Source organism: Pseudomonas sp. (assembly GCF_017744435.1).
Taxonomy (GTDB): domain Bacteria; phylum Pseudomonadota; class Gammaproteobacteria; order Pseudomonadales; family Pseudomonadaceae; genus Aquipseudomonas.
The window spans coordinates 24149-41331 of record NZ_JAGIBG010000017.1; the positions used below are offsets into that span (position 1 = coordinate 24149).

The following is a 17183-nucleotide window of genomic DNA, read 5'->3' on the forward strand; positions in this document are numbered from 1 at the left end:
TTTTTTATTTCACTTCTACAGTGATCTTATTCGATTCGACACTCGGCTTGAACGGCACGTGATACTGGTCACCCAATACCAGTTGCAGGGTGTGTTTGCCCGGTGTCAGGGTGATGGTCGTTTCGGTCTGCGCCTTGCCGAAGTGCAGTACTTGCGGGCCGGCTGGCAACGCGGTACCGGCTGCCGGCATCAGGCTGGTCGGCAAAGGCATGTCGGCCGCAGGTTCCTTGTCCACATCCACCAGCAGGTGGTGGTGGCCAGTATGCGGGGTCTGGTCTCCCGCTGGCTTGAGTTCCATGCCCTCGATGCCGAACTTGACGGTGAAGGTCGCGGCGACCTGCTCGCCATCTTTGGGGGAAAGGATGGAAACCTTGGCACCCGCGGGCGGCTCCTGGCTCTTCAGGGCATCTGCGGCGCTGGCGAGCACCGAGACGCCCATCAGCAGACCGGCAACGGCAGCACGCGAAAATAGGCTGTTCATTCACTTCTCCTGTGATTCACTTATTGACCGCTGCCAGTAAAACGAACGGCGGCGGTAGTTCACGATAGCCCACAAAGAGAAATATTTCAGTTAGGGTTAAACCTCGCCAAGGCTTCAAGGTCATAGGCTGCGCTCGACCGCGACGGGGAAGAAAGTCGCGGCGAAAGTTATTCATCTGCTTAAGAAAAAGGGGCACTACATGCGTTCGACCATAGGCGTACTGCTGGCAGTACTGATCACGCCATTGGCTCAGGCCGAGCTGATAGACGAAATTGCCGACCGGGGCGAATTGCGCATTGCCGTACAGGCCGATAACGCGCCCTATTCGTTCAAGGAAAACGACCGCCTGACTGGCTTTGAAATCGAGTTCGGCCAGGACCTGGCCCGGGAACTGGACCTGCGCGCCGAATTCGTCGAGGCGACGTCAGCGGAAGTGCTGCCGGGCGTGGAAAGTGGCAAGTATGACGTCTCGCTGATCCCGTCGAGCGAGTCGCCCAAGGCCGATGGCCCATTCGACGTGAGCCAGGCATTTGGCGAAAAGAAGCTGGTGATTCCGTTCCAGAAGGACAACCCGGCGTTCGAAAGCGCGGTGAACAATGCACTTGATCGCCTGAAGAGCAGTGGCCGTACGGCGGAGCTGGAACAGAAGTGGTTCAGCAACCTGCAGCCAGCTCAGCCAACGCCTGCTGCGCTTGCTCCAGCTCCAACTCACTGAACACCTGTACCCCAGCACGCCGCAGCAAGGCTGCGGCAACTCCTTCGCCTGGCACCTTCACCCCACTGAAGGTGCCATCGTAGACCAACCGGTTGCCGCACGAAGGGCTACCCGCCTTCAGCACCGCCACCCGAATGCCATGCCGCTGCACCAATGCCAGCGCCTGCTGCGCCCCGGCCAGAAACTCGGTACTGACGTCCTCACCGGTCACTGTCAGCACCTGCGCCCCGCCATCGAGCACCTGCGCGCCCTGGCCACCGGGGATCTCCGCCGGCGGGCGCGGTGTCGGCAAGCCGCCAGCCACCTCGGGGCACAGTGGCACCACACGCCCTTCGGCCTGCCACTGCTGCAATAAATCAGGATGCCCGCTGGCCCGGCCGTCATAGCGCACCGGCTGCCCCAGCAGGCAGGCGCTCACCAGTACCTTGGGCAGATCAGAACGGGTCATTGCCACGGCGCCGGAACCAGCCGGTCAACGACAGGCGCTCGCGCCTGGCTGGCAGTACCTCGTGCGGCACTTCACCGGAAAGGAAAATCGCCAGGCAGCCCGCCACCGGCTGCACATCGTGCTCGACATCATCCGCCAGGAACATACGCAGTTGCCCGCCGTCTTCCGGCTGCCAGTCTTCGTTGAGATAAAGCACCGCCGACACCATGCGCCGGTCATCGTCGCGGAAGCGGTCCAGGTGCCGGCGATAGAACGCCCCCGGTGGGTACAGGGCGAAGTGGCACTCGAAATCTTCCAGGCCAAGGAACAAGCCCTGGTTGATGGCCTGACGCAACTGGTCCATGGCTGCCAGGTACTGGTCGCAGGCCTCGGCCTGGCCAGGGTCGATCCACTGGATCTGGTCGCCGCGAATGCTCTCGCGTACCTCCTGGGCGTCACCGCGCCCCACCCCGGCCGGGTTGAGTTCGCCTTCGGCATCACGGCGCCGGCATTCGGTCGCCAACGCGCGCACCAGGTCGCCAGGCAGAAAGAGCGCCTGCTGCGACCAGCCATGGGTGGCCAGATCGTCGACGACGGCCGCAAGCATCGGGTTTTCGGGGGAGATGTGCATGGCGCGCATCATATCCATTCGCCCTGTCGGCGCACAGCGCCACTTGGCTGAGAAGCGTTCGGATTGCTCGACAAAACGGCGCCGGGCCTAGGACAATAGCCACCTGCCGACAGGAGTCCTGAATGCACCGTCTGTTTTCCCTGCTTCTGCTGATGATCTGCACCATGCCTGTCTGGGCAGACAGCCTCGATCAACTGTACAAGGCCGCCGGCTGGCCCGACCAGCGCGCCCATTTTTCCGATGCCGTGAGCGCCGCCCAACAGCGCTACCGCAGCAGCCTGCCGCCTGCGGTTTACCAGGCGCTGGTCAACAACAGCAACCAGCGCTTCCAGGCCCAGGCAATGGACAACCGTGCCTTGGCCAAACTGCGAAGCACGTTGCCCAACCCGGCGCCGGCCCTGGCCTTCTTCCAGTCGCCGCTGGGGCGCAAGATTGTCGCCGCCGAACTGCTGGCCACGCGCAAGGACCAACTGGCCAAGAACGCCAAGGGCTTGCCGAAGATGCAGGCCAGCGACAACCGCATGCTGGTCATCGGCCACCTGGCCCAGGCCCTGCCAGCCCGCGAAGCTGGTGCCGAAGTCAGCCTGGCGATCGCCGGGGTGGCCGCCGACAGCCTTAGCTCGATGATCCCTGGCCTGTTCGGCGCCAGCCAGGCTCAAAGCCTGCTCGACGGCCAGCGCCAGCGGCTGATGGGACAGATCGGCGAAGACCTGAACAACACCCTGCTCTACGTCTACCGCGACCTGTCCGACGATGAGCTGGAAGAATTCGCCACCTTCGCCGAGTCGCCAGACGGCAAGGCCTATTACCAGGCCGCCGTGGCTGCGGTGCGTGCCGGCCTGGCGGTGGGCCAGAACAGCGCCGACCTCAAGTGATCAGCCCAGGCGCTGCTTGATGAAGTCGAAGTAGCGCCGGCGAATGTCCGGCAGCTCGTTGGCCAGGTGATGGCGAGCTTCGGGCAACATCAGGATCTGCGGCTCGCTGAACTTGGCCTTGAGCACTTCGAGGTTGTGGGGCCAATCCACCGTACCATCCGCTTCCCCTTGCACGATCAACGGCCGCCGCGCGCAATGCGGCGCCGCCTCGAGACGCTTGACCCAGGCGATCAACGCGCCGACCCAGGCCGTAGGCAGCCGCCTCGGTTGCAGCGGGTCGGCTTCGAGGAAGGGCAGGAACGTCGGGTCGTTGGTGTTCTCGCTGAAGCGCCGCTCGATGCCGTTGACGAAGTGGCGCAGTACCCGATAGCTGAACTTCGACCAGCGCCACGAGCGCGGCCGAACCAGCGGCGCCAGCAGGATCACCTCGCCATCGATCGGGCTGCGGTCACCTTGGTGCAGCAGGTGATCCACGGCAATGGCGCCACCGGTGCTCTGCCCGCAGAGGTGCCAGGGGCGTGGCAGCCCAAGGCCACGTGCCTGTTCGAACAAGGCCTCCAGCACCTGCTGGTACACGGCGAAGTCACTGATGCTGGCGCGCTCGCCACTGGACAAGCCGTGGCCTGGCAAGTCACAGCTGATCACCGCATAACCGAGCTTCAACGCCCACTCGATCACGTGCCGATAGAGGCCCATGTGGTCGTAGTAGCCGTGCAGCAGGAACAGCGTCGCGACGGGCTTTTCCGGCAGCCAGACCTGCCCGACCAGCTCGAACCCCGCCGCCTGGAAACCGCCCAGCCAGCTCTGCGCCGACAGGTTCAGGCCATAGAAGCGCTGATAGTCCTGCGCCTGCGTGGACAACGGCTGGCGTTTGACCAAAGGGGCGAGGCTGGCACGCAGGGTATCGGGGTGAAAGGCAGCGGGCATCGGGTACATCCAAGGCGGAGCGAGTATTGATCTGGGATATTCAGCTCTGGCCGGCGCCGTGGCAAGCTTGCTCACCATCGATCAACACCACCGATCCCTTGTGGGAGCGGCCTTGTGTCGCGAAAGGGCCGCACAGCGGCCCCGGCAATATCTGCTTGATGCATGAAGCCCGGGGGCGCTGCGCACCCCTTTCGCGACACAAGGCCGCTCCTACAGGGGATCGCGGAAACTCCATGAAGACTCGAATCATCAAACAGATCTGCGCAGCAATCGCCCTAATGATCGGCGTTGCCGTGCTCTGGCAGGCCTACACCACCTTCCAGTCCCGCTATCTGCGCCCGTTCGACAACCAGACCACGCTGTTCGACGGCAGCCAGCTGCAACTGCCCCCCGAACTCGCCGGCCCCGGCCCGATTCGCGTGGTGCACTTCTGGGACCCGGCCTGCCCGTGCAACGTTGGCAATCAGCAGCACCTTGGCGACTTGATTACGCAGTTCGCAGGTCAAGGCGTGACCTTCCACGTGGTGCAGAAGGCGGGCAGCCACGGCCAGCTACCCGCCAACCTGAGCAGCCTGCAACCCATTACCCACTTGCCAGGCAGCGAGCACCTGCCCGCCTCCCCCGCCGTGGCCATCTGGGACCGCCAGGGCAACCTCGCCTACTTCGGCCCCTACAGCGAAGGCGCGGTGTGCAACGCCAGCAACAGCTTCATTGAACCGATCCTCAAGGCGCTATTGGCCGGCCGCAACGTCACCGCCTCCAATACGCTGGCCGTGGGCTGCTATTGCCCCTGGGCCGGCTGACGCATCCGCGCCGGATTGCCCATTACAGTCGCCCCCGCCGGCACATCACGGGTCACCACACTGCCGGCACCCACGATGGCGTTGTCACCAATGGTCACCCCCGGCAGAATGATCGCCGCACCGCCGATCCACACGTTGCTGCCGATGGTCACCGGTCGCCCACTCTCCAGACCGCTACGGCGCAACTCAGGGTCGAGCGGGTGGTCGGCCGTATAGATCTGCACGTTGGGACCGATCTGGCAGTCGTCGCCGATGCTTACCGGCACGACGTCGAGTATCACGCAGTTGAAGTTCATGAACGTGTTCCGCCCGACGCTGATGTTGTAGCCGTAGTCGCAGTAAAACGGTGGGCGGATCACCGCGCCCTCGCCCACATGGCCGAAGTGCTCGGCGAGCAGTCCGTTGCGCGCGTCGTTGAGCAGTTCGACGCTGTTGTTGTAACGGTGCATCCAGTGCTTGTTGGCAATCTGCTCGGCCTGCAGCTCGGGGCAGCCGGCGTGATAGAGCTGGCCTGTGAGCATTTTCTGTTTTTCGCTGAGGGACATGGAAACTCCTTCCAGGGGGCTATGCTCTGTTCGCGAATCCGTCGATGATCGGACCACAGTTTCCGCTCGAATGCACAAGGAGTCTCGATGAAGCGCAGCCTGACCCTGTTGGCCGTAGTCGTCGCCGTGGCCGCTGGTGCCGGTTACTGGTACGTGCACGGCAAGTTGCCGCAGCGCGAGGGCGAGGTGGCCATGGCCGGCTTGCAGTCACCGGTCAGCGTGCGCTACGACACCCGTGGCGTGCCCCATCTGCAAGCACAGAGCGAAGCGGACCTGTACCGCGCCCTGGGCTATGTGCATGCCCAGGACCGATTGTTCCAGATGGAGATCATGCGCCGCCTGGCCCGTGGCGAGCTGGCAGAAGTGCTGGGCGACAAGCTGTTGCCCACCGATACGCTGTTCCGCAGCCTGCGCATTCGCGAACAGGCCGCACTCATGGCCCAGCGCCAGGACCACCAGTCACCCGCCTGGCAGGCTTTGCAGGCCTACCTCGAGGGCGTCAACGCCTGGCAGGCCAGCCACCCCAAACCGATGGAGTTCGACCTGATCGGCATCACGCCACGACCGTTCACTGCCGAAGACACCCTGAGCATCGCCGGCTACCTGGCCTACAGCTTCGCCGCAGCTTTTCGCACCGAACCGGCACTGACCTACATCCGCGACCAGCTTGGCCCGCAATACCTGAAGATCTTCGACCTCGACTGGCAGCTGCAGGGCGCACTGGGCACGCCACTGGCGGCGGCCGACTGGCAAAGCCTCGAAGCCGTGGCCCGCGCCAGCCACGCAGCGCTGGTCGAAGCCGGCATTCCGCAGTTCGAAGGCAGCAACGCCTGGGCCGTATCCGGCAGCCGCACCCGCAGCGGCAAACCCTTGCTGGCCGGCGACCCGCACATCAGTTTTGCCGTGCCCGCCGTCTGGTACGAGGCCGAGCTGTCAGCGCCAGGTTTCAACCTGTATGGCTACTTCCAGGCGCTGAACCCGTTCGCAATGCTGGGCCACAACCGTGACTTCGGCTGGAGCCTGACCATGTTCCAGAACGATGATGTCGACCTGATCGCGGAAAAGACCAACCCTGCCAACGCTGAGCAGGTCATGGTCGATGGCCAGTGGCGCACACTGGAGAAGACCGAGCAGCAGATTGCAGTCAAAGGCGAGCAACCGGTCACCATCAACCTGCGCCGCTCACCCCACGGGCCTATCGTCAACGACGTCCTCGGCGCGACGGCCGGGACCACGCCGATTGCCATGTGGTGGGCATTCCTCGAAACCGAGAACCCGATTCTCGAAGGTTTCTACCAGCTCAATCGCGCCGACACCCTGGGCAAGATGCGCGAAGCGGCGGCCAAGGTGCAGGCACCGGGGCTGAACTTCGTCTGGGCCAATGCCCGGGGCGATATCGGCTGGTGGGCAGCGGCGAAGTTGCCGATCCGCCCGGACGGTGTGAACCCGGCGTTCATCCTCGACGGCGCCAGCAGCCAGGCCGACAAACCCGGTTTCTACCCGTTCAGCGTCAACCCGCAGCAGGAGAACCCGGCCAGCGGCTACATCGTCTCAGCCAATTTCCAGCCACAGGCCGTGGTGCCGATACCCGGCTACTACAACCTCCCCGACCGTGGCCGCCAGCTCGATCGCCAGCTGGCCAACCCGGAGGTGAAGTGGGACACGCAGAACAGCCAGGCGTTACAGCTCGATACGGCCAGCGATTACGGCCCCCGTACCTTGGCGCCCTTGTTGGCGACCCTGCGCCAGATCGCCCAGGGTGACGAGGAAAAGGAACTGGTCGAGCAGCTGGCCGCCTGGCGCGGCGACTATCCGCTGGACTCCACCAGCGCCACACTGTTCAACCAGTTTCTCTACGAACTGGCCTATGCCGCGCTGCATGACGAGCTGGGCGACACCTGGTTCCCGGTGCTGATCAGCACCCGCGCCATCGATGCCGCACTGCCGCGCCTGGCCGCCGACGCCGATTCAGCCTGGTGGAACACCCGCGGCGCCAACCAGCGCACTGACCGCACCGCCATCGTGCGCGTGGCCTGGCAGAAGAGCCTTGGCCACTTGCGTGAGACCCTCGGCAAGGACCCGGCCAACTGGCAATGGGGCAAGGCCCATACCCTGACCCACAACCATCCACTGGGCGCGAAAAAGCCACTGAACCTGCTGTTCAATGTCGGCCCGTTTGCCGCCCCCGGCACTCATGAGGTTCCCAACAATCTGTCGGCGAAGATTGGCCCGGCGCCCTGGCCAGTGACCTATGGCCCGTCGACCCGGCGCCTGATCGATTTCGCGGATGCTGGCCAGGCATTGACCAGCAATCCAGTGGGGCAGAGCGGCGTGCCGTTCGACCGGCATTTCGCCGACCAGGCCGAAGGGTATGTAGAAGGGAAGTACCAGCGGGCGCAGATGGCCGTGATCCCGGCACAGAGCACCCTCAGGCTTGTTCCCGGCACCGGTGAGTAACCTTGAACACCCTTGAAACTTGCTGCAGAGACTTATCCATGCAAAAACACTTCATCGAAATCGACGGCGCACGCATGAGCTATGTCGACCAGGGCCAGGGCTTCCCGGTGCTGCTTGGTCACAGCTACCTGTGGTCGGCCGAGATGTGGCAGCCACAGATCGACGCGCTGTCTGAACATTTCCGGGTCATCGTCCCCGAACTCTGGGGCCACGGTGACTCCGATGCTCCACCCGCCACTACCACCGACATGAGCGCCCTGGCCCGTCAGCACCTGGCACTGCTGGATGCGCTGGATATCGCCAAATGCCACCTGGTCGGCCTGTCGGTTGGCGGCATGTGGGGCGCGCAGTTGGCCATCGAACACCCCGAGCGCGTCGACCGTCTGGTGCTGATGGACACCTACCTCGGTGCCGAACCGGAGGCGACCCGGCTGAAGTACTTCGGCTTGCTGGATGCGGCGAGTGCGGCGGGTTTGTTCCCCGAGCCACTGCTGGATATCGTCGTGCCGATCTTCTTCCATGCCGGTGGGCAGACGGTGCCCGAGGTGCGCGACGGCTTCCGGGCGGCGTTGAAGGCAAGCAGTGCCGAGGTGATTCGCAACAGCCTCGACCCGATGGGGCGGGTGATCTTCGGGCGGCCGGACCTGCTGGGGCGGCTGGGTGAGCTGAAGGGTGACAAGACCATCGTGGTCTGTGGTGACCAAGACATTCCGCGTCCGCCTGAAGAGTCCAGCGAGATGGCGCGGATCATTGGCTGCCTGGCAGCGCAGATTCCGTTTGCGGGGCATATCTCCAGCCTGGAGAACCCCAAGGTGGTGAATGAATTCTTGTTGAACTGGCTGCCGCGCAAAGCTTGAAACTGCCGGGGCCGCTTTGCGGCCCTTGTGGGAGCGGGCATGCCCGCGAACACCGGAAGCCGGTGCCATACACCGCGTCGCCAGTTTCGCGGGCGCGCCCGCTCCCACAACGGCCGCAATTACCCGATCAACCCTGCCACTTGCCGCCTTCGACGATCACGCTCTCCGGCTTGGTGTCATCGCTCAGCTCCTTGCGCACATACTGGTCATACAGCTTCAGCAGAAATTTCTCCTCCCCCAGCTTGGCCAGCTCGGCATTCACCCAGTCGCGCAGTTCGGTGTTGCCCTTCTTCACTGCCGGCGCAATCGGCGCCTCCTCACCCAGCAACTGCGGCAACACACGGTAGCCCGGGTTCTGCTTGGCCCAGCTGAACAGGATCAGGTTGTCCTGGGCATAGGCATCGCCACGGCCATTGGCCAGTGCTTGCAACGACTCGCTGTTCTTCTCGAACTTGAGCAGCTTCCAGTCCGGGTGATTCCTGGTCAGCCAGATATCGGCCGTGGTACCGGTGGTGACGATGATGGTCTTGTCCGCCAGGTCATCGAGCTTCTGCACCGGGCTGCCGTCGGCAACGATGGCCTGCACGGCCACGCGCAGGTTGGGATTGGTGAAGTCCACCGCCTCCTTGCGTTCCGGGGTTACGGTCATGTTGGCGAGAATCAGGTCGACCTTGTCACTCTGCAGGAACGGAATACGGCTGGCCGGCTCGACGGCGACGAACTCCACCTTGCTCTCGTCGCCCAGCAGGTCCTTGGCCAGACGCCGGCCGATGTCGGTGTCGAAGCCCACATAGCGGCCACTCGCGTCGACGAAGCCGAACGGCGGCTTGTCGGTGAACACGCCGACGATCAGCCTGTCGCGGGCCTTGATGGTTTCCAGGTAGCTGCTGGCCGGCGATGCAGCGGCCGGCTTGGGTGGCTCTTCGGCCTTGTTGCAGCCGGCCAGCAGGGCCAGGCCGAACAACGGCGCCAGCAGTTTGGTAAGTGGGGCAGTTTTCATGACAGTTCCTTTTGCGTTGTCTTCGGCAGGCTTTCGACAAAGGAGAATTTGTCCAGGAACTGCTGCGCGCGTGCGGTCCGCGGTTGGCTGAAGAAGCTCTCGGGGTCGCTCTGTTCAAGGATCCTGCCGGCCTCCATGAACACGATTCGGTCGGCCACCGCTCGGGCGAAGGCCATTTCGTGGGTCACGATGAGCAAGGTCATGCCGTCGCGGGCCAGGCCCTGGATCACCTGCAGCACTTCCTTGACCATTTCCGGGTCGAGCGCTGCGGTAACCTCGTCGAACAGCATCACCTGCGGGTTCATGCACAGCGAACGGACGATGGCGATGCGCTGCTGCTGGCCACCGGACAACTGCCGCGGGTAGGCGTCGCGCTTGTCCAGCAGGCCGACCCGCGCCAACAGCGCTTCGGCCTGAGCCTGGGCTTCGACGCGTTCACGCTTCTGTACCTTGAGCGGGCCGAGCAGCAGGTTGTCCATCACGCTCATGTGGCCGAACAGGTGATAGCTCTGGAACACCATGCCCACCCGCTGGCGCACCTGGCGCCAGTCGGTATCCGCGCTCAACAGTTCCTGGCCCTCCAGGCGCAGGTGCCCGCTGTGCGCTTCTTCCAGCCCATTCAGGCAACGCAGCAAGGTGCTCTTGCCGCAGCCGCTGGGGCCGAGGATCACCACCACCTCGCCAGTGCGGACCTTGAGGTCGACGTTGTTCAGCACCTGGTGCGCGCCGAAATACTTGTTGAAACCCTGGAATTCGATCAGTGCGGTCATGAGTGAGCCCAGCGGCGCTCCAGCACGCGCGAGGCGGCGGACAGCGGGTAGCAGACGATGAAGAAGAACAGGAACAGCACGGTGTAGATCAGCAGCGACTCGTAGGTGCGCTCGATGATCTGCTGGCCGGCCTTGATCACTTCGACCACGCCGATCAGCACCGCCAGCGAGCTGGTCTTGATGATCCGCGTGTAGATATTGATGGTCGGCGGTGTCATGCGCTTGAGCGCCTGGGGCAGCAGCACGTAGCCGTAGACCTGGCCGGCGGACAGGCCGATCGACAGCCCGGCCTCACGTTGCCCACGCGGCAGCGATTGCAACGCCCCGCGCACCACCTCGCCGACCTCGCTGGCACCCCACAGGCCCAGCACCAGCACTGCGCACCAGAAGCTGGGAATGCTCAGGGCGAAGAAGATCGGCAAACCGAAGAACACCAGGTACAGCCAGACCAGCACCGGGATCGCCCGGAACAACTCCAGGTACACCTGCAAGGTGACGTTCAGCAGCCGGTTGCCCAGCGTCGCCAGCGTGCCGTACAGCACGCCACCGAGCGTTGCGAAGGCAATCCCCAGCGCCGAGATGGCCAGTGTCTGCGCCGCCCCCTTGGCCAGCAGCGGCAATGACGTCAGCAGCAGCTCAGTTGCCGAACTGGCCATGTTGCAGCCTCCTTTCCAGGTAGCGCAGCAGCAGCGACAGCGGCAGGAACAGCAGCACGCAGAGCAGCGTCAGCACCGCGAGCATCTCGTAGGTCTTGTAGTACAGGGCGATGTAGTTCTTCGTGGTGTAGAGGATTTCAGGCACCGCCACGGCCGAGACCACGGTAGTTTCCTTGAGCAGGAAGACGAAGTTGGCGAACAGCGCCGGCAGGCTGAGGATGCCGGCCTGCGGCAGGATCACATGGCGCAGCAACTGGCCTTCCGAAAGCCCGATGGAGCGGCCCGATTCCAGCTGCGCACGCGGCACGGCCTCGACACCGGCACGCAGCACCTCGGTGAGGTAGGCACCGCCCATGAAGGTCATGGTGATGATTGCTGCAGCAAAACCGGAGATCTTCAGGCCCAGGCTGGGCAAGGCGAAATAGACGAAGAACAGCTGGATCAGCAGCGGCGTGTTGCGTGCGAGTTCCACGTAACCTTTGACCAGGTGCCGCAGGCAGGGCGTGCGCAGCACCAGGATCGTGGCATTGAGCAGCGCCACCAGCAGCGAGGTGGCGATGGCGATCAGGCCGACCTGCAAGGTCACGCCGACGGCCTTGAAGAATGCTGGCAATGTGCCGAGAATGAAAGCAGTGTCGAAGGTCATGGATTTGGCCTCGACACCCGGTTTGCAGAGTACGACATAGGGAAGTCTGAACGATGCGCCAGGCGCGATCAGTAGACTCTAAAGGTATAAAAAACTTTTTATAAATACCTTTATTGCATATTGATATCACTGGCCGGGCTATCGAAACTTTTCTGCAACACGCCTCTCAAACAGCTTCAGACCGTGACTTGCAAGGCCATCACCCACAAGGACGATAACGATGACTAGCCCCTGCTCGCCTGATTCAAACGAACAACTGCTGTGGCTGCTGGCACTGCGCCGGGCCTTGGGTGGACCGCGATTGGCATAAGCCTGTCCTGGCCTCTTCGCGGGCTCGCCCGCTCCCACAGGGATCGCACATGCCTCCCAGGCAACGCAGTACCTGTGGGAGCGGGCAAGCCCGCGAAGAGGACGGTGAGTCCAATGCATAACACTGCACTCGCCACACACAAAAACGCCGACGCAAATGCGTCGGCGTTTTCATACAGCCATCAAACAATCAGAACGCAGGCAGCACCGCACCCTGGTACTTCTTGGCGATGAATTCCTTCACCTCAGGGCTGGTCAGCGCCTTGGCCAGCTTCTGGATGGCCTCGCTGTTCTTGTTGTCCGGGCGGGCGACCAGGAAGTTCACGTACGGCGAGTCGCTGCCTTCGATCACCAGCGCATCCTTGGCCGGGTTCAGGCCGGCTTCCAGGGCGTAGTTGGTGTTGATCATGTCCAGGTCGACCTGGTCCAGCACGCGCGGCAGCATGGCCGACTCAAGCTCGCGGAACTTCAGTTTCTTCGGGTTCTCGGCGATGTCTTTCGGGGTCGCCAGGGCGTTCTTCGGATCCTTCAGGGTGATCAGGCCGGCCTTCTGCAGCAGGATCAGTGCACGGCCGCTGTTGCTACCTTCGTTCGGGATGGCAACGGTAGCGCCGTCTTTCAGCTCGCTCAGGCTCTTGACCTTCTTCGAGTAGCCACCGAACGGCTCGACGTGCACGCCGACCACGGTTTCCAGGTGAGTGCCCTTGCCTTCGTTGAAGCTCTGCAGGTAAGGCAGGGTCTGGAAGTAGTTGGCGTCCAGGCGCTTCTGGTCAACCTGCACGTTCGGCTGCACGTAGTCGGTGAAGACCTTGATCTGCAGATCCACACCTTCCTTGGCCAAGGTCGGCTTGATCAGCTCAAGGATCTCGGCGTGCGGTACCGGGGTGGCGGCAACCACCAGTTTCTCGGCGGCAGAGGCCAGGCCAGCGAACGACAGGGCGGCGGCCAGGGCAGTGGTCAGCAGGGTCTTCTTCATGGTGTTCCTTGTTCTGGTTCTGAGCCATCGCGGATGGCGAAGTCGGGTGCCCAACCGTTTCACTGGGGGGCGTGAAACGGACGATACCGAGATTTTTTATTCCGTAACAATATCTTTTAATTAGCTGCTTATTCCAAAAACAAACTGCCACCATCCGGTTTGCTTATTAGCTCGTCTAGCCTGCGGGGTTGGGCAGGTCGAGGTCATCCGGTAGCAGCTCGTCCCCGTCGTTCACCAACAGCGCGAAGTGGATCACGTTCTCCAGTTCGCGGGTGTTGCCCGGCCAGGCATGCGCCTCCAGCACCTGCTGCGCGGCCTCGCTGATCAACGCCAGCGGGCGCTGCAGGCGCACGCTGTAGATACCTGCGAAGTACTCGGCCAGCGGCAGGATATCGCCCGGGCGCTCGCGCAGCGGCGGCAGCTCCAGCGCACCCTCGCGCAGGTACTGGTAAAGGCGCTCGTTGAAGCGCCCGGCCTTCACCACCCGCGCCAGGTCGATGCTGGTCGCGGCCACCAGGCGCACATCCACCGGCTGTGGCTGCTGCGCGCCGACACGGGTGACCTCGCGGTTTTCCAACGCCGCCAGCAGCTTGCCCTGGATCGCCAACGGCAAGTCGGCGATCTCGTCCAGGTACAAGGTGCCGCCATTGGCCGAGCCGAACCAGCCGGCGCGGCTGCTGGCCGTGCCGCCCTGGCTGCCGGCGCTGTAGCCGAACAGCTCGGCGTCGGCATAGGTCGGGCTGATGGCCGCGCAGTTGACCGAGACGAACAGGCCGGAGCGGTCGCTGGCCCGGTGGATCTGCCGGGCCAGCAGTTCCTTGCCGGTACCGGTCTCGCCGCGGATCAACACCGGCACCGGTTGCGGCGCCAGCTGCTCCAGGGCCTGGCGCAGCTGCTGCGAACGCGGGTCGATGAACACCAGCGCCTTGGCACGGATGCTCAGGGGGCTCTTGTCCAGTTCAGGGAAGGTCAGCAGCGGCTGGCCGAAAGGGCTTTGAAAAGTCATGACGAACTCCCGCCCCAGGCCATCGGTGGCCGGGCGTCAGGCAAACGGTGAACGGTCGGGGCCGATCAGGCGCGGCGCAATGCGCGCTGCTCGACCCGGCTTTGCAGGCGATACAGGTAGGCGAAGCCTTGTTCCCAGCGCTCGTGGCCGGACTTGACGTTGATGTGCCCGGCATTGCTCAGCAGGCCCGCCTCGGCGCCCCAGGCCTGGGCCAGGTACAGCGCACGCGGCACGCTCACTGCCGGATCGTTGTCGGAGCTGACCACCTGGCTGGGGAACGGCAGCGCCTGCAGCGGGATCGGCGCGAAGTTGCGCAAGGCCGGCGCGCAGGTGGGCCGCTCGACATCCGCCGGGGCCACCAGCAATGCGCCGCGCACCCGGCGCAGCTGGGCCGGGCTGGCCTGTGCGGCCCAGTGGGCGACGGTGACGCAGCCCAGGCTGTGCGCGATCAGAATCACCGGCGAGCGTTCGGCGGCAATCGCCTGCTCCAGCGCTTGGACCCAGTCGCGGCGCTGTGGGGTGAGCCAGTCATGCTGCTCGACCCGGGCGCTGTTGGGCAGCGTGCGCTGCCAGTGACTCTGCCAATGGTTGTCTGGCGATCCTTGCCAGCCCGGCACAATCAGGTAACGAATCGACTCATTGCGCATGGGGACGCCTCCAGTAAGTTTGCGTGCTTGGGGACCAGTATAGGGAGGCAGTTATATTCGTAAAGGAATAAGAAGCTATTTATTAATAACCAAAATAACTTTCAGACGACAGGCAAAAAAAGGGGCCAACCCCTGCCAAGAGATATGGCCCCTGAGCACTTGCCTGAAGAGGGTGAAGATTACCGTGCAGTTATTACCGCCAGTTTGCTGATCCCGGCGCGCTCGATCGCGGCCATGGCCCGCGCCACTTCGCCATAGTTCACGCCATCGTCGGCCTGCAGTTGCACGCGTACGTCGGCGTCCTTGTCCTTGGCTGCCTTGAGGCGGGTTTCCAGCAGGTCCGGCTGGATCTCGTCCTTGTTGATGAACAGCTTGCCGCCACCGTCGATGCTCACCACCAGCGGGTCTTTCTGTTCCAACGGGGCCACGGCCTCGGTCTTGGGCAGGTTGATCGGGATGGCGTTGGTCAGCAGTGGCGCGGTGACGATGAACACCACCAGCAGCACCAGCATGACGTCCACCAGCGGCGTGACGTTGATTTCACTGAGGACTTCGTCGCTGTCCTGGGTCGAAAAGGCCATGTCAGGACGCCTCCTTCACCGGCTGGGTGAAGCCGCCCTGGGCCTTGTGCACGGCCGGGTGCGCCAGCACGCGGAAGGCACTCTTCTGCGCCAGGCTGTAGAAGTCGTGGGCGAAGTCGTCGAGGTCGGCCGCGGTCAGCTTGAGGCGGCGCAGGAAGTAGTTGTAGACCAGCACCGCCGGCACCGCGACGGCGATACCCACACCCGTGGCGACCAGCGCCGCGCCGATCGGCCCGGCCACGGTTTCCAGGCTGGCGGAACCGGCCGCGCTGATGCCCTTGAGCGCTTCCATGATGCCCCACACGGTGCCGAACAGGCCGATGAAGGGCGAGGTGCTACCGATACTGGCAACCACAGCCAGGCCGGTTTCCAGCGAGCGGCGTTCACGCACGATCTGCTGGCGCAGGGCGCGCTCGAGGCGGTCCTGATGGTTGATGGCGTGGCTCAGGTCACTGGCGTGCGCTTCACCGACCGCAATCGCGGCATAGCCGGACTGGGCAACGCGGGCGGCCGGTCCAGGCAGCTCGTGGCTGATTTCCGCCGCCGAGTCGAGGCTCGATGCTGCCCAGAATTGCTGGTGGAAGCGCCTGTCCTGGTGCTTCAGCCGCACGAACTGCGCAACCTTGACCAGGGCCAGGCCCCAGGTGACGACGGAAAAACCGACCAGCAGCCAGATGACTGCGCTTTCAACGGATTCGAGGGGGGATGCCAGCAGGCTCATGATGGTGTCTTCCTGTGTTCTGCGAAACGTTAGCGAAGCTTGAAATCGATAGGCACGCTGACCCAGCCGGCTTGGGCCACGTCACCCTGCTTGGCGGGGACGAAGCTCCAGCGCTTGACCGCAGCCAGTGCGGCGGCGTCGAGGGCATCACGGCCACTGCTCTGCTGGACCTGGATCTGCCCCGGCTTGCCGCTGGGCAGCACCTCGACGCGCAGCAGCACGGTGCCTTCCCAGCCACGGCGCAGGGCCATCTGCGGGTACTCCGGCGCCGGGTTCTTCAGGTACGCGGCGCTGGCCGAGGGCGGCGTGATCGGCACCGGCGCAGGTGGCGCAGGCGGCGCCGGGGCCGCAACCGGAGCAGGCGGCGGCGCCTCGACCGGTTTGGGCTGGGGCTTGGGCGCTTGCTTGGCCACTGGTTTGGGCACGGGTTTAGGCTTCGGCTTGGGTTTGGCGGCCAGCTCGTCGACCACCGGAGGCGGCTCGGCCACCGGCGGTGCAGGCGCAGGTGGCGGCGGTTGCACAACGGGCGGCGCGGGCGCGGCGAACTCGATGGTCATGGGTGGAATCTGTGGCGGCACCACGGGCAGCGCGGGCGTCGGGACCTGGCTGACCCAGTAGGCGGCAGCGCCGTGCAGGGCCAGCACCAGCAGCCCCAACGCCAGCTTGTCACGGCGCTTGAGGCCGCTGACCGGGGTGCGCTGCAGGCGCAACTGGCCCAGAGGCAGGCGAAGCGTCCGTCCAAGTTCGACCAGGTCGCCTGGGCTCGGGCGCCATGGCAGGTCGTAGGCCCTGACGACCGACTGGACATTACCCATTGATCAAACTCCTGGGGTTCTTGATTCAGGTGTGTGGCTGAATCATCGGGGGCAGGGGCTTATCTCATAAAGTAATGTTTAAAATTAAAGTTAGAGCTTTTGAGAATATGAATTTCTAGAGGATGGCTCTAGGCCGCGGGGTTCGCGGGATGTGGCGGTTGGGTGTCTGGCTGATGCTTTTGGGGCATATGAAATATTCGCTCAAGGCATCAGATTGCCGCGAGGGCTGCGCCCTCGTTTCGCGACGCAAGGCCGCTCCTACAAGGGATCGCGTACTCCTGTAGGAGCGGCCTTGTGTCGCGAAAGGGCTGCAAAGCAGCCCCGGCAATCTTCCAGGC

Annotated in this window: 20 protein-coding genes; 5 read left to right on the forward strand and 15 right to left on the reverse strand. The window is 63.9% G+C overall.

The features are described from left to right. Positions 1–4: 4 nt before the first annotated feature. Positions 5–481 (reverse strand): DUF4399 domain-containing protein, encoded by a 477-nt coding sequence (locus J7573_RS13690; protein WP_294335592.1) that lies wholly within the window; start codon positions 479–481, stop codon positions 5–7. Positions 482–680: 199 nt separating this feature from the next. Here J7573_RS13690 and J7573_RS13695 point away from each other — a divergent pair, with 199 nt between their 5' ends. Next, on the forward strand, positions 681–1196 hold the full coding sequence (locus J7573_RS13695) for a transporter substrate-binding domain-containing protein (protein ID WP_294335593.1): 516 nt from the start codon (positions 681–683) through the stop codon (positions 1194–1196). Here the strand turns inward: J7573_RS13695 and J7573_RS13700 are convergent. Continuing rightward, the gene (locus J7573_RS13700; RefSeq protein WP_294335595.1) at positions 1135–1644 is read right to left on the reverse strand and encodes a DUF523 domain-containing protein; all 510 of its coding nucleotides are present in this window, start codon (positions 1642–1644) and stop codon (positions 1135–1137) included. The genes J7573_RS13695 and J7573_RS13700 overlap by 62 nt on opposite strands. Next, on the reverse strand, positions 1631–2263 hold the full coding sequence (locus J7573_RS13705) for a 2OG-Fe(II) oxygenase (RefSeq protein WP_294335740.1): 633 nt from the start codon (positions 2261–2263) through the stop codon (positions 1631–1633). The genes J7573_RS13700 and J7573_RS13705 overlap by 14 nt, the downstream gene beginning before the upstream one ends. Positions 2264–2376: 113 nt before the next feature. On the opposite strand from J7573_RS13705, the gene J7573_RS13710 reads away from it, so the two are divergent. Then, positions 2377–3129, forward strand: coding sequence for a DUF2059 domain-containing protein (locus tag J7573_RS13710; protein ID WP_294335597.1), 753 nt, complete (start codon positions 2377–2379; stop codon positions 3127–3129). Here the strand turns inward: J7573_RS13710 and J7573_RS13715 are convergent, their stop codons facing one another. Next, positions 3130–4056: an alpha/beta hydrolase gene (locus J7573_RS13715; RefSeq protein ID WP_294335598.1), complete on the reverse strand. Its 927-nt coding sequence runs from the start codon at positions 4054–4056 to the stop codon at positions 3130–3132. A 233-nt stretch (positions 4057–4289) separates the two neighbouring features. Between J7573_RS13715 and J7573_RS13720 the strand changes: the two genes are divergently transcribed. Continuing rightward, positions 4290–4859 carry a DUF6436 domain-containing protein gene (locus J7573_RS13720; protein ID WP_294335600.1) on the forward strand — a complete coding sequence of 190 codons (570 nt, stop codon included), beginning with the start codon at positions 4290–4292 and terminating at the stop codon, positions 4857–4859. Here J7573_RS13720 and J7573_RS13725 read toward each other — a convergent pair. Next, positions 4838–5404: a sugar O-acetyltransferase gene (locus J7573_RS13725; protein WP_294335603.1), complete on the reverse strand. Its 567-nt coding sequence runs from the start codon at positions 5402–5404 to the stop codon at positions 4838–4840. The genes J7573_RS13720 and J7573_RS13725 overlap by 22 nt on opposite strands. An 87-nt stretch (positions 5405–5491) precedes the next feature. On the opposite strand from J7573_RS13725, the gene J7573_RS13730 reads away from it, so the two are divergent. Continuing rightward, a complete protein-coding gene (locus J7573_RS13730) occupies positions 5492–7861 on the forward strand; it encodes a penicillin acylase family protein (RefSeq protein ID WP_294335606.1) in 2370 nt (789 codons plus the stop codon). 38 nt (positions 7862–7899) lie between these two features. After that, positions 7900–8718, forward strand: coding sequence for an alpha/beta hydrolase (locus J7573_RS13735; RefSeq protein ID WP_294335607.1), 819 nt, complete (start codon positions 7900–7902; stop codon positions 8716–8718). Positions 8719–8845: 127 nt separating this feature from the next. On the opposite strand, the gene J7573_RS13740 is transcribed toward J7573_RS13735, so the two are convergent. The 10 genes from J7573_RS13740 to J7573_RS13785 form a co-directional block, all read right to left on the reverse strand. Further along, on the reverse strand, positions 8846–9718 hold the full coding sequence (locus J7573_RS13740; RefSeq protein ID WP_294335609.1) for a transporter substrate-binding domain-containing protein: 873 nt from the start codon (positions 9716–9718) through the stop codon (positions 8846–8848). Further along, positions 9715–10488, reverse strand: coding sequence for an amino acid ABC transporter ATP-binding protein (locus J7573_RS13745; protein WP_294335611.1), 774 nt, complete (start codon positions 10486–10488; stop codon positions 9715–9717). The genes J7573_RS13740 and J7573_RS13745 overlap by 4 nt, the downstream gene beginning before the upstream one ends. Then, a complete protein-coding gene (locus tag J7573_RS13750; protein ID WP_294335612.1) occupies positions 10485–11144 on the reverse strand; it encodes an amino acid ABC transporter permease in 660 nt (219 codons plus the stop codon). The genes J7573_RS13745 and J7573_RS13750 overlap by 4 nt, the downstream gene beginning before the upstream one ends. Then, positions 11125–11790 (reverse strand): amino acid ABC transporter permease, encoded by a 666-nt coding sequence (locus tag J7573_RS13755; protein ID WP_294335613.1) that lies wholly within the window; start codon positions 11788–11790, stop codon positions 11125–11127. Before J7573_RS13755 ends, J7573_RS13750 begins: the two co-directional genes overlap by 20 nt. A gap of 499 nt (positions 11791–12289) precedes the next feature. After that, positions 12290–13075, reverse strand: a complete 786-nt coding sequence (locus J7573_RS13760) for a MetQ/NlpA family ABC transporter substrate-binding protein (RefSeq protein ID WP_294335614.1) — start codon at positions 13073–13075, stop codon at positions 12290–12292. A 175-nt stretch (positions 13076–13250) separates the two neighbouring features. Then, positions 13251–14081 carry a sigma 54-interacting transcriptional regulator gene (locus tag J7573_RS13765; protein WP_294335615.1) on the reverse strand — a complete coding sequence of 277 codons (831 nt, stop codon included), beginning with the start codon at positions 14079–14081 and terminating at the stop codon, positions 13251–13253. Between the two features lie 65 nt (positions 14082–14146). Next, positions 14147–14728: an alpha/beta hydrolase gene (locus tag J7573_RS13770; RefSeq protein ID WP_294335616.1), complete on the reverse strand. Its 582-nt coding sequence runs from the start codon at positions 14726–14728 to the stop codon at positions 14147–14149. Positions 14729–14907: 179 nt separating this feature from the next. Continuing rightward, a complete protein-coding gene (locus J7573_RS13775) occupies positions 14908–15309 on the reverse strand; it encodes a biopolymer transporter ExbD (RefSeq protein ID WP_294335617.1) in 402 nt (133 codons plus the stop codon). A gap of 1 nt (position 15310) precedes the next feature. Continuing rightward, positions 15311–16030, reverse strand: coding sequence for a MotA/TolQ/ExbB proton channel family protein (locus tag J7573_RS13780; protein WP_294335618.1), 720 nt, complete (start codon positions 16028–16030; stop codon positions 15311–15313). A 29-nt stretch (positions 16031–16059) separates the two neighbouring features. After that, the gene (locus J7573_RS13785) at positions 16060–16845 is read right to left on the reverse strand and encodes an energy transducer TonB (protein ID WP_294335619.1); all 786 of its coding nucleotides are present in this window, start codon (positions 16843–16845) and stop codon (positions 16060–16062) included. Positions 16846–17183: the final 338 nt, after the last annotated feature.

What these genes read in the sequence shown, in the direction of transcription:
- J7573_RS13690 (WP_294335592.1), bottom strand. Translation starts at nt 481, where the DNA reads ATGAACAGCCTATTTTCGCGTGCTGCCGTTGCCGGTCTGCTGATGGGC.
- J7573_RS13695 (WP_294335593.1), top strand. Translation starts at nt 681, where the DNA reads ATGCGTTCGACCATAGGCGTACTGCTGGCAGTACTGATCACGCCATTG.
- J7573_RS13700 (WP_294335595.1), bottom strand. Translation starts at nt 1,644, where the DNA reads ATGACCCGTTCTGATCTGCCCAAGGTACTGGTGAGCGCCTGCCTGCTG.
- J7573_RS13705 (WP_294335740.1), bottom strand. Translation starts at nt 2,263, where the DNA reads ATGCGCGCCATGCACATCTCCCCCGAAAACCCGATGCTTGCGGCCGTC.
- J7573_RS13710 (WP_294335597.1), top strand. Translation starts at nt 2,377, where the DNA reads ATGCACCGTCTGTTTTCCCTGCTTCTGCTGATGATCTGCACCATGCCT.
- J7573_RS13715 (WP_294335598.1), bottom strand. Translation starts at nt 4,056, where the DNA reads ATGCCCGCTGCCTTTCACCCCGATACCCTGCGTGCCAGCCTCGCCCCT.
- J7573_RS13720 (WP_294335600.1), top strand. Translation starts at nt 4,290, where the DNA reads ATGAAGACTCGAATCATCAAACAGATCTGCGCAGCAATCGCCCTAATG.
- J7573_RS13725 (WP_294335603.1), bottom strand. Translation starts at nt 5,404, where the DNA reads ATGTCCCTCAGCGAAAAACAGAAAATGCTCACAGGCCAGCTCTATCAC.
- J7573_RS13730 (WP_294335606.1), top strand. Translation starts at nt 5,492, where the DNA reads ATGAAGCGCAGCCTGACCCTGTTGGCCGTAGTCGTCGCCGTGGCCGCT.
- J7573_RS13735 (WP_294335607.1), top strand. Translation starts at nt 7,900, where the DNA reads ATGCAAAAACACTTCATCGAAATCGACGGCGCACGCATGAGCTATGTC.
- J7573_RS13740 (WP_294335609.1), bottom strand. Translation starts at nt 9,718, where the DNA reads ATGAAAACTGCCCCACTTACCAAACTGCTGGCGCCGTTGTTCGGCCTG.
- J7573_RS13745 (WP_294335611.1), bottom strand. Translation starts at nt 10,488, where the DNA reads ATGACCGCACTGATCGAATTCCAGGGTTTCAACAAGTATTTCGGCGCG.
- J7573_RS13750 (WP_294335612.1), bottom strand. Translation starts at nt 11,144, where the DNA reads ATGGCCAGTTCGGCAACTGAGCTGCTGCTGACGTCATTGCCGCTGCTG.
- J7573_RS13755 (WP_294335613.1), bottom strand. Translation starts at nt 11,790, where the DNA reads ATGACCTTCGACACTGCTTTCATTCTCGGCACATTGCCAGCATTCTTC.
- J7573_RS13760 (WP_294335614.1), bottom strand. Translation starts at nt 13,075, where the DNA reads ATGAAGAAGACCCTGCTGACCACTGCCCTGGCCGCCGCCCTGTCGTTC.
- J7573_RS13765 (WP_294335615.1), bottom strand. Translation starts at nt 14,081, where the DNA reads ATGACTTTTCAAAGCCCTTTCGGCCAGCCGCTGCTGACCTTCCCTGAA.
- J7573_RS13770 (WP_294335616.1), bottom strand. Translation starts at nt 14,728, where the DNA reads ATGCGCAATGAGTCGATTCGTTACCTGATTGTGCCGGGCTGGCAAGGA.
- J7573_RS13775 (WP_294335617.1), bottom strand. Translation starts at nt 15,309, where the DNA reads ATGGCCTTTTCGACCCAGGACAGCGACGAAGTCCTCAGTGAAATCAAC.
- J7573_RS13780 (WP_294335618.1), bottom strand. Translation starts at nt 16,030, where the DNA reads ATGAGCCTGCTGGCATCCCCCCTCGAATCCGTTGAAAGCGCAGTCATC.
- J7573_RS13785 (WP_294335619.1), bottom strand. Translation starts at nt 16,845, where the DNA reads ATGGGTAATGTCCAGTCGGTCGTCAGGGCCTACGACCTGCCATGGCGC.